11 protein-coding genes and 1 pseudogene are annotated in these 13,737 nt (G+C 37.5%); 1 reads left to right on the top strand and 11 read right to left on the bottom strand.

What is annotated here, in order from left to right; genetic code table 11:
- Positions 1-949: 949 nt before the first annotated feature.
- On the bottom strand, positions 950-1,123 hold the full coding sequence (locus R8N46_RS09615; protein WP_154219024.1) for a hypothetical protein: 174 nt from the start codon (positions 1,121-1,123) through the stop codon (positions 950-952).
- A 542-nt stretch (positions 1,124-1,665) separates the two neighbouring features.
- Positions 1,666-2,226 (bottom strand): hypothetical protein, encoded by a 561-nt coding sequence (locus tag R8N46_RS09610; RefSeq protein WP_029809398.1) that lies wholly within the window; start codon positions 2,224-2,226, stop codon positions 1,666-1,668.
- A 634-nt stretch (positions 2,227-2,860) separates the two neighbouring features.
- On the opposite strand from R8N46_RS09610, the gene R8N46_RS09605 reads away from it, so the two are divergent.
- On the top strand, positions 2,861-3,625 hold the full coding sequence (locus R8N46_RS09605) for a DUF726 domain-containing protein (protein ID WP_115385930.1): 765 nt from the start codon (positions 2,861-2,863) through the stop codon (positions 3,623-3,625).
- A 218-nt stretch (positions 3,626-3,843) separates the two neighbouring features.
- Here R8N46_RS09605 and R8N46_RS09600 read toward each other — a convergent pair whose 3' ends face one another.
- From R8N46_RS09600 to R8N46_RS09560, 9 genes and pseudogenes are all read right to left on the bottom strand, one after another.
- On the bottom strand, positions 3,844-4,248 hold the full coding sequence (locus R8N46_RS09600; protein WP_029809400.1) for an H-NS family nucleoid-associated regulatory protein: 405 nt from the start codon (positions 4,246-4,248) through the stop codon (positions 3,844-3,846).
- A 621-nt stretch (positions 4,249-4,869) separates the two neighbouring features.
- Positions 4,870-5,816: pseudogene (locus R8N46_RS09595) on the bottom strand (IS30 family transposase).
- Positions 5,817-5,923: 107 nt separating this feature from the next.
- Complete coding sequence (locus R8N46_RS09590) at positions 5,924-7,009, bottom strand: GTPase (RefSeq protein ID WP_029809401.1); 1,086 nt, start codon at positions 7,007-7,009, stop codon at positions 5,924-5,926.
- The gene (locus R8N46_RS09585) at positions 7,009-8,115 is read right to left on the bottom strand and encodes a GTPase (RefSeq protein ID WP_029809403.1); all 1,107 of its coding nucleotides are present in this window, start codon (positions 8,113-8,115) and stop codon (positions 7,009-7,011) included. The genes R8N46_RS09590 and R8N46_RS09585 overlap by 1 nt, the downstream gene beginning before the upstream one ends.
- Before the next feature lie 1,330 nt (positions 8,116-9,445).
- On the bottom strand, positions 9,446-9,931 hold the full coding sequence (locus R8N46_RS09580; RefSeq protein ID WP_115385929.1) for a hypothetical protein: 486 nt from the start codon (positions 9,929-9,931) through the stop codon (positions 9,446-9,448).
- Positions 9,932-9,967: 36 nt separating this feature from the next.
- Positions 9,968-10,387, bottom strand: coding sequence for an AAA family ATPase (locus R8N46_RS09575; RefSeq protein ID WP_029809406.1), 420 nt, complete (start codon positions 10,385-10,387; stop codon positions 9,968-9,970).
- Positions 10,388-10,394: 7 nt separating this feature from the next.
- On the bottom strand, positions 10,395-11,099 hold the full coding sequence (locus tag R8N46_RS09570; RefSeq protein ID WP_029809407.1) for a hypothetical protein: 705 nt from the start codon (positions 11,097-11,099) through the stop codon (positions 10,395-10,397).
- A 460-nt stretch (positions 11,100-11,559) separates the two neighbouring features.
- The gene (locus tag R8N46_RS09565; RefSeq protein ID WP_029809408.1) at positions 11,560-12,297 is read right to left on the bottom strand and encodes a hypothetical protein; all 738 of its coding nucleotides are present in this window, start codon (positions 12,295-12,297) and stop codon (positions 11,560-11,562) included.
- 14 nt (positions 12,298-12,311) lie between these two features.
- On the bottom strand, positions 12,312-12,959 hold the full coding sequence (locus R8N46_RS09560; protein WP_115385927.1) for a hypothetical protein: 648 nt from the start codon (positions 12,957-12,959) through the stop codon (positions 12,312-12,314).
- Positions 12,960-13,737: the final 778 nt, after the last annotated feature.

The following is a 13,737-nucleotide window of genomic DNA, read 5'->3' as shown; positions in this document are numbered from 1 at the left end:
AATAACTCTAAAATGGTTTGACCATTCACAGCAAGACGGAACAAAATTTAGCTTGTAGCGTTACTGTTAGGTAATGGCTTCGCCTTCCCTGCGAGTTTCAGCACCTCCTTGAACTCTTTCTCTTCTGTCGGAGTCAATATTGGTTGGCGCATTGTATGGATCACGTAGCTGACAGCATGGTGTAAAGGAAGTTTAAATGGATCACCACTGACGCTATAAATTATCATATGATCACTAGGGTATTGCGAAAGTGCCTCGATAATACTCTCCTCTGTACACATACCATCACGGATGATATTTCCATGCCGCCGTCATATAATAAATGTTTTTTAAAGAGTTGGGGGGAGTCATAGAGTCATTACTGCCTTGTTTTCCTGCTAAGATCTTTAGCAAAAATACGTCTGAATACTTAGCAAGCGAGTCAGTAATTTTAGTGTGGTTATATCGTAACATGCTCATAACAGCCTTCTCCTATTTTTCTTCACAATCAGAATCATTGAGCATCGGAACACATTTATGTGTCCTCATCTTTAACTCCGTTCAAAATAAATATTTAAAAATACAGTTAATGGTAACCAAGACCATTGGTCAACTGCCCTATTCCCACGCGAGGGAGCCAGCAAAGAGGAGGTTTTAACCAAGCTTGGTGCCGTGATTGTAAAAAGTGGAGAAACTTCCTTGAAAAACAGCGGAACCGAGTGAACGCAATCACCGAAATACGCACTTAATCGGTTCAACCAACGACAGACGAGCAAACCACTAGCGCAAAAAGAGCTGTCAATCTCTACGATGAGGCTTTAAATTTGCCGAAAGGAAGCCAACTTTAAAATTGCGATATGGCCCTGGACCAAATGTAATATCGATTTTCTTCACTACTTTTTTGTTAATTTATTCTTACTGTTAGTCCTGCCATAGAGCATGGAATGACCTGAACTTCGTTTCTGCTATGTTACCTATTGTCCATGATCCAAAACCACAAAACCTTTGCTACGTAGAAAAAGGCGATTACAAAAAAAAACTTACCAATAGCAGCCATGATACCTGCTTTAAAGAACGCCACGATGAAGCTCAATATTGCCATTGAAATCACAATCTTATCAAAAATTCCTACATTGTTACTCATTCAATCTCCTTTGGAACGCTTCTTAATAAGGTTTCATGGATTCTAATTAAAAATCACAACATGAAATGAGTATGTACTCTATCATAAAATGAAATCGTTCAATAAAAACAAAATCTAACAACAGAGTGCTAAATGAGCACATTGTGCGAATCTTAAATCAATGTATCAGGGTTAAACTCTCATATTGTCTATAACAGATTCATACAAACGTTGAAGAGTGAGTTCCAACTCCTAGCCTTTCAGTTCATGCAGTAGTTTAGGCTTGATGGTAGCGTTGCTTGTCTAAATTATGCGACGTTACGTGTTTATGAGGGAAATACGTGAGAATTAAATCAGTTGGCTATAATATTCGCGACGTCCATGTTGCTTCTAGCACATTTGACAAAGCAGTATGTGAAGCGCGTGCTGTGAGTAAATTTACGGGCAGCCCCTATACACTTCATTACAAGGGATACTCAACTTAGTGGGAGATATTTGCCTAGGAGAGTGTTGACTATATCACATAGTAAAAATACCACGAGTTGTGAATCCCTTTTGAGCATTTATACATGCACTTGCGGGTTTGGGTTAGTTTTTGCAATGAAATCTGCACCTAGCAGCATTGGTTCATACTCAAAGCGAAATTCGTCTAGCCTAGAGTTCCCAAAACCATAAAGCTCTGCTGCGTATATGCCATTAGTTATATCCCTAAATAGTGATGCATCAAAAAATTGCCCACTTTCAAGTAATAACCAACAATGAACTTTCTGGGATGCAGTTGCAATACCATTACTTAATTGTTTTTTAAGCATATCTAAATCGCATCCCATATGCGGTTCACCATTAACAAGTACATCTCCGAAAACTAACTCAGATTTATAGCCATGCCGAGCAAATGCTTCTTTTAAATGTGAATGCACATATAAACAGGCACCCGACATAAGATCATAATTTAACTTAGGTTGTACGCTATCAATGATTTGAAACAGTACTTCCATATCTTGGCTAGTAAGTGCTCGATAATCAGGTATTGACGGTGACAAGCCCAATAATACAGATTCGGCCAGAGCTAACTCAAGATTCTCCACATGGTGTCCATGTTTCTCTCTAATTGTGTTAAACATACCACTCTCTAAATTTTCAAATGCCTAAGCAGATAACGTCGCGTTCTTACGAATTACTGGACTCGCGAGTTTCTAAATTTGGACACAAAGTTTCATTGTACGGTAAAAACCACTCACTAGCATTCTGCAACATCGAAATCACAGTACCACATGGGATAGAGGTTAGTTATAACCTTATATTACTCAATAATATACTAAAAATTCGTACTCTATGAGTACTAAGTTCGTGTTAACATTATTGGACTCAAGTGTCGGCCATGATGGTTCGATGTAAGCTTATTTACTTGGTGTTAGAAGTGATTAAAATTGTTGATATTGAATGGATATTTAGTTCTTTGGGGTATCCAGAAATTGGACATTAAGCTTTTATAACCTCGAAGGTGCATTTTGGGTGATTTTAAATGCACTTTAAGAGCTTAATTATGCAGAATTATCACTATTAAACAAACTAGTCTTCTCAGGTGTCCTATCCTTCCGATTAGACTGTTTCTAAAGCCGATTCTCTCTATTATAGTCAACATCGCTATACAAGATTGTAATCGAATTAATTCTTTCACCTCGCCAGCTTAAGCAGGGTATTTTGTAACCAATTTTGAAGTTAATATTTGATCGAATGGCAAGATGAGATAGATCTATGACAATTAGACTACGCAAGGTGCGAAGTGGTAATTCACTCAACGTAATTGTTATCAACGGTTTTTTATCAGAGAAAAATACGGATATAACCGACTGGCTTAATGTACTAGATTGGGACTTTCAATCAACAACAGTCCACCACTACGATTGGGATGCGTGCAATAGCAAAAAAATATTAAAAACTGTTGGAACTGGAAATCTAGGACTGCGTTCTTCGATAAGTACAACAGCCATGAGAATAACGAAAACTGTTTCTCCCTATCTTACCGCAGATATTGTGGGTACAACGGCGGCTGTAGGTTTCTATGAATGGCGTAAAGCCATGAAAAATGCGAAGCTCGCAGGTGAAAGATTAGCCAAACATATAGACAAGCAGGAAGGACGTTTTATTTTATTGGGTCACTCTTTAGGTTCTAGGGTAATTTTTCATTGTCTACAAAGTCAGCAAACAAGAAACAAAGTCATGGGAGCTATGCTATTTGGTGGCGCAGTAGGAAAGGAAAACTCATGGGGTCATATACTTCAAAAACATAGTAAAATTAATATATTCAACTGCTACTCTACCAACGATCTTGTTCTGAAAACACTATATCCAGTAGGAACACTGAAAAAAGACAGCCCTATTGGATTAAGCCCAATCAGTCAGGGCTATCAAAGCCGTTTACACAATGTAGATATGTCTAATATTGTATCTGGCCACATGAAGTACAAAACATCTGAAGTTGGTAGGTTATTAGGTATTCATATGGCGTCTACACGATAGAGGATGCTAAGTCAGGCTTTTTCAAACAAAAATAGCGAAGCCTTATGCATAACTATAAACACTCATTTCCAGTGTTGGGAATGAGTGTTTAAGGCTAAATATTGTCATATTCCAGATATAACAATATTGATAGTTCTAAGAGACCTAACTCAATAATTTGAGACGAAGATGTCAGCGACATCAATACTGAAACCATGGCTGTAAAGCGATGTGTATATTTAAAGAGCAAAGTAATCCAATGTTTTACCACCATCAAGTGCTTTTTGGATAACAGATGGCGTACGACCTTGACCAGTCCATGTTTTTTCTACACCATTGTCATCAACGTATTTATACTTAGCAGATCGAGCCTGACGTTTTCCCTTACTCTTGACCTTTTTCGATGAAAGTGCCGAGACAAGTTCATTAACATCAATGCCCTGCTCTTTAATCTGTTTTGCTATTGTAGCGAGCTTTGCTTCTTTCTCTGCTTGCTCGGCTCTTAAAGCTTCCTCTTCCTCACGTCGTTCTTCGACAATTGTTGTTAACTTACTGTGAGCCTCTTCGAGCTGATCTAACGTGAGATCTCGAGAAAACACCCTCAGACTGCGGATGTTAAATAATATTTTTTCTAATACATTCATATTGGCGCCTAGTATTCCTTATATAACGTAAGAGATGAAAGCTTCATTTATTGAAAATGTAATCTATAACAGTTCACAAATCATGAAATCAAATCGCTTCATATTCTATAATATGATTTTTTAAATTGTAAATCACAAGGTCAATTAAGCGAATATTGAACATTAGGAATGCAGTATGGCAGAACCATACTGCTTCTGCTATCTACTCAGCGATAGTTTCATTATCTGTGCGCTTTTCACTTTATATAATAATACTGAGGAAAGTGCATAGATTAACGCTAGTGAGTTATGCCCGCCCAAAAGCAGATGAATCATATCTTAAACCGATGTCTAACCCAAAATGTTTCATACCATACCCAAATAAAAGATAGTATGAATCCCATGGATAATCTCAACTACGTACAAAAAAAGGCTTGATTTCATTGACTTTAAGTTGATGTTTGTCGGTTACTTTAGGTGTTCCGAAGTTGTAGAACATTTTAAAATGGGGCTATCCCAAGAGACTTGCAATATCAACTTATACAAAGACCTTAGCAATTTTTAGAGAAACCGTATAAAGAGTAACTAACACTGTTAGTGATTAGCCCCGAATTCAACTGCGAAGTGCGACACTCTCCAATATCAAGCAACCAAAGCCATTTCTTCAAATACAATGGCTGGCTGCTTGAAGCCTAAACACTTTCTTGGACGATAATTTATCCGAGATAAAGCGAACTCTATATCGATGTCCGTCACCGTCGTTAGGTCAGTTCCTTTCTTCACATACTGCCTTAAAAGAGCGTTCGCATTCTCATTAGCACCACGCTCCCAAGAGCTATAAGGATGAGCAAAGTACACATCAGCCTCTAATTCTTTTGCGATGGTTTCATGACTTGCAAACTCTCGTCCGTTATCTGCCGTAATGGTATGGACATATTTCTTATAAGGCATCAGTAACTCTATTGTGGCTTTGGTGACATCATCCGCTGACTTAGATGGCACTTTCTTTACTACGTAAAATCGAGTTTTACGCTCTAAAATAGTCACCATCGCACCTGTACCATGCTTACCTAGCACAGTGTCGATTTCCCAGTCACCAAACGCTCTTTACCGTCAACGATGCTTGGCCTATCATCAATCGAAACGGCATTCTTTATCTCTGGCGCTTTCTCTTTTTTACCGCGACGATACCGCTTGTGTCCTTGCCTCAAGTGGCGATATAACTTACCGTCCATGCGTTTATCTTGTGCGACAAAGCGATAGACCCACTCGTGGCTGACAGCGGCACCAACTTTCGTTAATACATTGGAAATCTGCTCAGGACTCCAATCTGTTTCTAAAAGAAGGCGGATAAAATCCACACGCTTCTTTGGTATGCGGTATTTACGCGCTGTTCTGCGCTTTTTAATCGACAACAGCTGGGCTTCATTTGGGCAATAAATGTTGCCTTTACGACCTCGCTTAAGCTCCCGATATACTGTCCAGCGGTGGCACTGAACTGTTTTAGCTATTTCAGAAACCGATATTCCCCGTTCCAAAAGAGCAGAAATCTGGTATCTTCTGCCCTCGGTCAACTGCTGATAATTCATGGTAGTACTGCTTGTTTCTTTGGCAAGAAGAGCGTACCACTTTCAGCAGTTGGCTTCCTCTTCTACGCCTTTCCATGAATGTCGCACTTACTTATCTGAAATCGGGGCTATTTTTTAATAAAACTTGTTAAATCAAGACTAGAAAACAGCTCTAACCAATCTGGGTTTTCACCTGTTTCTAAAACATGCTGATAGGCCTTGGTATACAGCTCTTTTAGCCCATACCCTAAAGCTAAAGTAAGGCTGCCAGCGACACCAGCATTAATGATTTGACCAAATCCAGGAATCAATTTTAGGAAGCTGCTCGCCAATTGTTTGCCCAGCAAGCTGATAATTTGGCTTTTCATCAAAGCCATCGTAGCGCTCTTCAGGTTTGAAAAACCATAAGTATTTGCAATTGATACAGCCATAGTCATCTGAATTGGCATCAATATAACAGAGTCGGAAGCAGGGATAGGGTTCGCACCAGCGGCTGCTGTAGCAGCGCCAGAAGCTGCAAGTATTATTTTCATCACTCGATTATGTTTTAACGGTAGATTAGATTTCTGCGCTCCAACAAAAGATTCTTTAAGGGACTCTTCAGGCAAGCTTTCTTCACTCCAAATTAAAAGTTCATCGAGTTGTAAAGTATCATTGTCATGACCTACCATTGTTTCAAAACAGGGCGCTTGTATTCCCTCTTTAGAAAGAATAGACCTAAACTTAGCGCTAGTGATTCCATTATTGTTGCTATCAAGTTCATCATTATCACATTGGGTAAATACAATGGCTAGATTTGCGCCTATCTTGGTATCACTTAAAAGCCTTATATTTTTCAAGTCATAGTCAGTAATTCTGTGATTAGAAATTGATATGCAGTACCAAAATAGGTGAATATGCTCATTCAAAGACTGACTTTTTCTTTTTATAATCTCAGCCAATACTTTTTCTTCGAAGTTCCCATTGTCTTCTTTACCATCAATTATTTCATAACCTTCAGTGTCAAAGACGGTAACAGGCACGCCATTTTTTTCATACTTATGGCACCCTCGGGTCACTGGCTCTCCAGAGCCTACCTTTGCAAACTCTTCACCAAACACCTGATTAATTAAACTACTTTTACCAACACCTGTACCACCAACGATCATAATGTTAGGTTTTTTAATCTCGTTAACTTGTTTGTCAAACTCACGTTCAAAATCACTATTTTTCATTATTTTCTCGCCATTAACTTACTTTTTTCTTCTAATAAATAATTTTCTATTGGTGTCAATACTTCTGTCATCATGTTCTGGATAAATCCTTTTAAATCAGACAATACCGCCACCACATTCCAAGTCGCAGAAACTTTGTTGAAAAAACCATCCCTCTCAAAGTCACTGGTTATACTTTCAAGCTTATCAGTTATTTTTTCGGAAGAGTCATCTAGTGATTGTTCAACCTTCCAATGGATATCATCTAAATACGTTCTAAGCGGTTCTGCACTTTCAAACCCCATTCCAAAAAGAAACTCGTCCAGGTTACCTAAAAAGTCTTCGTACTCACTTGGTAGTTCATCAAAACTATCCAGATCAACGTTAAAAACTTCCCCCATGTCCAAATCACTTCCGTCTTGTATTAAACCTTTAATTAATGAAATGAAACCAATATCTGACTCATTGATTGTTGTAGATATTTTTGTTTTCAAATATCTAATACTATCGATGTACTTATCAAGGAAATAACGTCCAACTTTGATGCGTAGTTTCGAATCAATATTTTCCAACATAAAGTCAAGCGTTTTTTCTTTTCCGTATTTTTCTTTTTTTCCTCTTCTTGTTCGCATTTGTACGGAACAAACTTCTGATATGCTAACTTTATGACCAAAATGTAAATTTAATTGCTTTATCAGCGATTCTTTTTGTTCCGCTGTCGCTATATCTGATTTTGATAAAACGACTTGTATAGGTATATCTTTTTCAATAAATCCTGCAATGACATCGAGTTCAGGGTTTTCTATTCTAGCAGAAGCAGCATTGATGATGTAAAAAGCTCCATGAATCCAATCATTAGGAGTTGAACTTTTTTCTGACCTAGATTCAATAAAGTTATCAAGCTCTATTTTCCATTTAGACAAATTATTTGTTTCAATACCAACTGTATCAAAAACTCTTAAGTTAAAGCTTTCATAGCCTACATCATAATACTTAAAATGGTCACTCCAACCAGTAACAGGAGCACCATCTCCCCTTTCAAATAACTCTTCACCAAATATATAATTACAGAAGCTACTTTTCCCTACTCCCGTTTTCCCAATAACAATTAAGTTAACCTCAGACATTTTGAACCTTTAATTATTTATATTACTAGCCACACTTATGTTCACATTAGATAGGTCATTTCCAAAACTTTTGAACCATGAACGGCACTGTTTGGAATCAATAACCAATGTTTTAACTTCATACTACTGGTCATTCTCTACCAACTGTTGTTCTTCCGAGAGAAGAGTTTCCTGTAAATGAAATCCTGCACTTTTTGAAACCTTAAACTCCAGCCAACACTTAACTCCCTCCCCAAAACTGAAGCGCCCATACGCATAATGTTGACTAAGTTTATTTAAAAGTCAAAAGTTTATACTAAAGCTTTTACTATGCGATATAGCGCTAGGATACGTTCATTGTCATTCCCATCAAAGCGACATGTCAGGTCGATCGTTACCCTCTGGTGAGCTAGGCCAAGGGGCATTTCCATTGCTGTTCGCTACTTTCGTCTAGCCTTGTAAAATTCGAGGTTCAGTAAACAATAGTGATATTGAACTTGGAGATGAAGGTTGCACTTCGATTCTTGGCGGATTTAAATGGAAATTCAGGTTCCGTTTCTCTGTTTCCTCCAAGAGTAAACGTAAAATCTGGTTCGATTGTCTCTGAGAGAATCAAAATGCTCGCTCAACACTTCTAAGTTGCGTTGGATACTTCCGATATCTCTTTTAATATTGTTGCTCAAGAAATTTACACACGGTCACCTGAAGTGCCTTAGGTATGCATTTGAATCGCTCAAATGCGAAAGCAAGTGCATCTTGGGTTCTCGCTTGTCTAGCCATATCTATTTAACGATTCTTGGGTTCGGAATAATTTTAAAAGATCTACACCTAGGGCATAAAAACACAAATTTCTGTTTGCGTGTAAATTCATACTTACAGCGCAGACACAGATAGAAATAAGGAGGGGTATTCGCTACCATTCAATCAATAACTCCCATACGTCATGCTACATAAGACAGTCATATGCATCAATTGCAACAAATGCAATCTAACATGCTGTTCTTGAATAACTTGATCTCAGTATAAAGTCATTTGCGACATTTTGTGTCGTATAAACTCAGATACTACAAAATAGGTCTAAAATCATTGACCTTAAAGTACCTTATCGTTATCGGTAACCAATCCGATTTTATCTATATCCCTCATTTGATGTGGCCTACAGATTCCAGGCACTAATTTAAACAAATTTTCAGCATGAACTAGCAACAGCCCATAACTTGCTTGGTGTGTCCGAAGCCTATTATAGTAGTCCATCAAGGTATAGCTCATATCTTTCTTTGCTAACCCACACTTGTATCAAAGTATGCAAGCTATCATATACAAAGCAAAACTGATCGGAGATATAGTATGGTCATAAAGAATCGTACTCTTCTTCATTATCAAACACTTTAGTACGATTGTTCATGTGATCACCGTTTGCTTCAGAGTCGATTGCTACGAGCAAAACCTTATCTCCATCGGCTTCGGTGTATTTTTCTAAATGGAAGCCGCCCACGATTCCACAGCCAGCAGCACTTGTAGACGATTCATTTAGTTTCAACTCACAACTTTCCTCGAACAGTTCATCAAGAGTGCATTCATCCGAAAAGCCTTGCTCGGCTTCAGCGACGACTTCTTCAAAGAATCTGGTCATTTGTTCTTCGTCAAAGATACCTAATTCATCAGTATCTTTGTAATTATCCCAAAGGCAGTCATCATGACTGATATCGGAAGAATGAATTTGACAGTAACAATCAAACTCACCATCCACTAACTGAACCGTAAGCTCACCTTGCCACTTGATAGCACTACTCTCAACACTCACCCCATACCAATGCCTCGTGGCTTTCGTATTCATTTTTTCAATATATACTGAGTCTTACTTCAATCTTACTCATGCTGCGTAACCTCTTTTTGTAATTACAAAGCTTGAGTCAAGCGTTTCAAACTGAGAAGCCATGCGTGCAACAACGGAATCAGGAACACCATGTACATTCTGATAATTCCCCTTCATTTCAACGACCTCAAAGGCCAGCCCCATGTCATTCGCTAGGTTTTGATAGAATTTCATTTCCCAATTTTTCACGAACGTGTTGGCAACAACAACATTGAAACCAGCTTTCAAGAGACGCTTAGTTTCAAACTTGCACCAGTTATGTGCATCCTTAATCTGAGCATTATCGTATTGATATAGGCCATCTTTATCGATGAAAAACTGATCAGCCTCAACCAACTTTGCATCTAAAGTTTTAGCGTGCGTTGACTTCCCAGAGCCTGGAATACCTCTCACCAGAGTAAGTTTTTGCTCGTTGATCACCATCTTATACCTCACCGTCTTTGAAAATTGACGATACAAATAATGGTTCTTTAGTCATCAACATGGCACGAGGAACACGATCGAAACGAAGATCTTCATTCAGAGTCTTAACCTTTTCTATAAGGCCTGCTTTAACTTGCTTGGTCAGTCCGTGAACCTTTGTACCAAACGAATCGAGGATTTCAGATGTTAGTTTGTCACTATAAATTGGGCTGCCAATGACTAATTCAGATGTAAATGATACCTTTTGGCCTTCGGCGGAAAAACTCAATGCAGCGATGTATCCATAATCGTGTAGAAGAAGAACTTCATCACCATTAAGAGTGTGGACTGCGTATTGACCATCTCGCAATGCTTGTCGTACTATCAATGAGATAACATTAAATTCACTGATTTCGAACAAAAACTCTGGAGCATTCAAGTACCCAGAAAAAAGTTGAGTAATAAGTTGTCTATGACTAACAAATGACGGATGCAGCTCTACGTCGCTAATGCCGTTATATTCATCAACATTACAAATAGCAACTAGCTCTAAATCCATAAAGAGTCTTATCTGGTACTGACCTGATACATCATCATCGAGTGGAATACCGTCGTAAGATGTGACTATGAGATGGGCGTCGGAAGACTCTAATAGAGAGCCTAATCTATCCCAATCAAGATTTAGGTGGAAAGAAGTGAACTGTTTTTCTGTGTTAAAAATATCCATGATGGACTCCAATTAATAATACAAGCTCATTTTTGAACTTGATAACTTAGTTCAAACGCCAAACTTAGCGGATAATTTTTAGCCACTTTGGCACGTATCTTTCAATGCTGTTTCAAGAACTTTTTAGAAACACACATCGAACTTATTATTTTATTATCTAAGTTGTTATATTATTATTGAGTCCATAGAGTTTCCTCACTGGAACGTAATAAAAGCTACCACCACATCCAACACAAAGTCAACAGAAAAAACCATTTAATAAAGCAAAAAAAAAATTCCAGAACTTCATTTTCACTGCGTTTATGTATAATTAAAGTATAAACATTGTGCATATTAGTGGAAAAACCTTCGCCCTAGATCAGTCAGAGAACGACACCAGTTACTTCGGGAGCAAAGCTACTCTAGAAAAAGCAGTATGATGAATCATACTGCCCTGTCTACCTTAAGCAGCAAGTCGCCTTTAAACTAACAAATCAATTATTGAGATTGCATTCATTTGCTTTTGTCCGTGAATACAAACCTCGTATTCACGGTCATCGATTAAGCATATTACATCCAAGTTTTCTCGATTACTCTTAACGTGAGATGCATAAATGCTAAAAATAAATCTGGTCTCACAACCATCAGAAGTCAGGAATTTTCCTATAAGAGCGCTACTTTTTTCTGAATTTGAAAATCTTATTGCATCGAAGCTTTTCAAAATCCAAGAGGGTTTTGATTTCAAAAACGTGACTGCTAATGACGCAGAGGAGTGCGGGATCATCTCTAATCTATCATTCACTTTCAACTTTGACATAACACCGTACGAAGGTATATTCACGTTTAATAAAGTAGTACCATGGCTCATGTTTCTGTTTTGATAATCAAAATCACTTTTTATATCTTGAAAATATAGTTGGTAAACATCGTAATCAATCGTAATGTCTCGCCCATTATCGCGCTCGATTATGTAGTTACCAATTTCTGTACTCAAAGACTTCTTACTAAATCGCTCAAGAAGTTTCTCCAAATTTCCATCACTTATTCTCATATCCGACACCTTCTTTCTTCCATCAACTATCATTAAACAACATTTAATCAACTCTTTATTAAACTGCGAACCTCTCGGGTTTTGTCTCAGTAACACCCTCTCCGTTGGTGTAAGTTGATAAACAAATCTAAGCGCACAAAAGTAGTACACTTCTGAATATCCATACATAGCGGCTCCCCTCCCTAGCAACACAGCTTCTTCTCGTGCCAAGAAACTAATGCGGCAGTTGTGACAACTTTTAGATGTGGCTTATATTCCCAATTGGTTATTTCTTCTGGCAAAGGGATAAGGAAATCATCAACTTGACAGAATATATAGTCGACACCTCTAACATGATGGCTTTGTAAATCAGAGGTTCTATTTATGAATAAGCAAGAAGAATGAGAACCACTCTTGGTGATTAACCCAAACTTAAACGCAGAAAAACAATCATCATCAACAATGAGTTTGTTACCATGATATAGCAAGATATGCTTAATCTCATTTACAGCAGAAAGTTCTCCGCTAAGATCATTTCCTAGGAAACACAAGTAATTCGTATCAAGATAGATTTGCCTAATATAGCTTTCTAGTTCATTATATTCGGTTATGTTTGAGGTATATTTTGAGAGGCTGTCACTAATCTCCCAATCTAAGCCCATGTCTGGGTTTTTACGTGATAGAGCCAATTGCACTGCTTTTACCAATGGAATATCACATATATATTCTTTACGATTAATATTATTAATAACACCAACATTACTAATAACATTAAATATGTGTAAATCAAGATTTGATGAGGTTAAAGGGTGATTGGATAGATCGAAGTCAGTAGTATCACTATTGTACATAATGTCCTCCATAGAGAGTTAGAATTAAGTAAGTTTAAACTTTGCTGTAAGCAATTTTATTTTTCTTAATACTGTTATTATCTATTGAGAACACCGATATCAGAACGATACATTTAGTGTCTAGTTAGCGGTAGGGGACCAATTATCAGCCAACTTATGAAATACATTAATCACTTCTTAGTAAAGAGTCAATGTTTTATTTTATAAATATATGCAATATTAATCCCTTTGTTTTATTTATCTCTTCGTGCTTTGTATCGAGTGCGCTATAAGTACTTTAACCGTTCTAGTTTGTAGTATCAGCGTATAAATCCGATTTTAATTTTCACTCATTTACAGTTTACATGGGAGTATTATTATATTATTTTTATAAAATAAAAATATTGCCAACAAAAATATCAATCTTACCTTCAGATTATTTAGTCGGCTTTACTTCATTCATAAAGAAGAAATGCTCCCACACATCGTGACTAATCCTTAATTAATATACTGAGTTTCAGGCACATCTAACACCAAAAGCTTTTCTATCCTTATCATAGTGTAAGTCTCATTCACCTATTGGTTGTAATTTCTTAGGCTTACTTTCCCACCTAACTACTGTATCGTCTCTAATATCGAACGCTTATGATAACCATACAGCATCTTCAATTATTTGGAGCCGCACAACTTGTGGCGACCTAACGCTAAAATTCGAGAATGTCCTCTTTCCCAGTCTAGAAAATACTCCGCAAGTAGCTCCTGTACGACTCCATAGCAAAAACAGTTATCTCTTGTAGTT

It is taken from the genome of Vibrio sp. 1874, assembly GCF_033344395.1.
GTDB classification, from domain to species: domain Bacteria; phylum Pseudomonadota; class Gammaproteobacteria; order Enterobacterales; family Vibrionaceae; genus Vibrio; species Vibrio alginolyticus.
This window is presented reverse-complemented; position numbering and strand designations above follow the sequence as displayed.

Coding starts and splice junctions, on each gene's coding strand:
- R8N46_RS09600 (WP_029809400.1), bottom strand. CDS start 4,248: ATGAATGTATTAGAAAAAATATTATTTAACATCCGCAGTCTGAGGGTG.
- R8N46_RS09565 (WP_029809408.1), bottom strand. CDS start 12,297: ATGTATGGATATTCAGAAGTGTACTACTTTTGTGCGCTTAGATTTGTT.
- R8N46_RS09570 (WP_029809407.1), bottom strand. CDS start 11,099: ATGGATATTTTTAACACAGAAAAACAGTTCACTTCTTTCCACCTAAAT.
- R8N46_RS09605 (WP_115385930.1), top strand. CDS start 2,861: ATGACAATTAGACTACGCAAGGTGCGAAGTGGTAATTCACTCAACGTA.
- R8N46_RS09590 (WP_029809401.1), bottom strand. CDS start 7,009: ATGAAAAATAGTGATTTTGAACGTGAGTTTGACAAACAAGTTAACGAG.
- R8N46_RS09610 (WP_029809398.1), bottom strand. CDS start 2,226: ATGTTTAACACAATTAGAGAGAAACATGGACACCATGTGGAGAATCTT.
- R8N46_RS09585 (WP_029809403.1), bottom strand. CDS start 8,115: ATGTCTGAGGTTAACTTAATTGTTATTGGGAAAACGGGAGTAGGGAAA.
- R8N46_RS09580 (WP_115385929.1), bottom strand. CDS start 9,931: ATGAATACGAAAGCCACGAGGCATTGGTATGGGGTGAGTGTTGAGAGT.
- R8N46_RS09560 (WP_115385927.1), bottom strand. CDS start 12,959: ATGTACAATAGTGATACTACTGACTTCGATCTATCCAATCACCCTTTA.
- R8N46_RS09615 (WP_154219024.1), bottom strand. CDS start 1,123: ATGAGTAACAATGTAGGAATTTTTGATAAGATTGTGATTTCAATGGCA.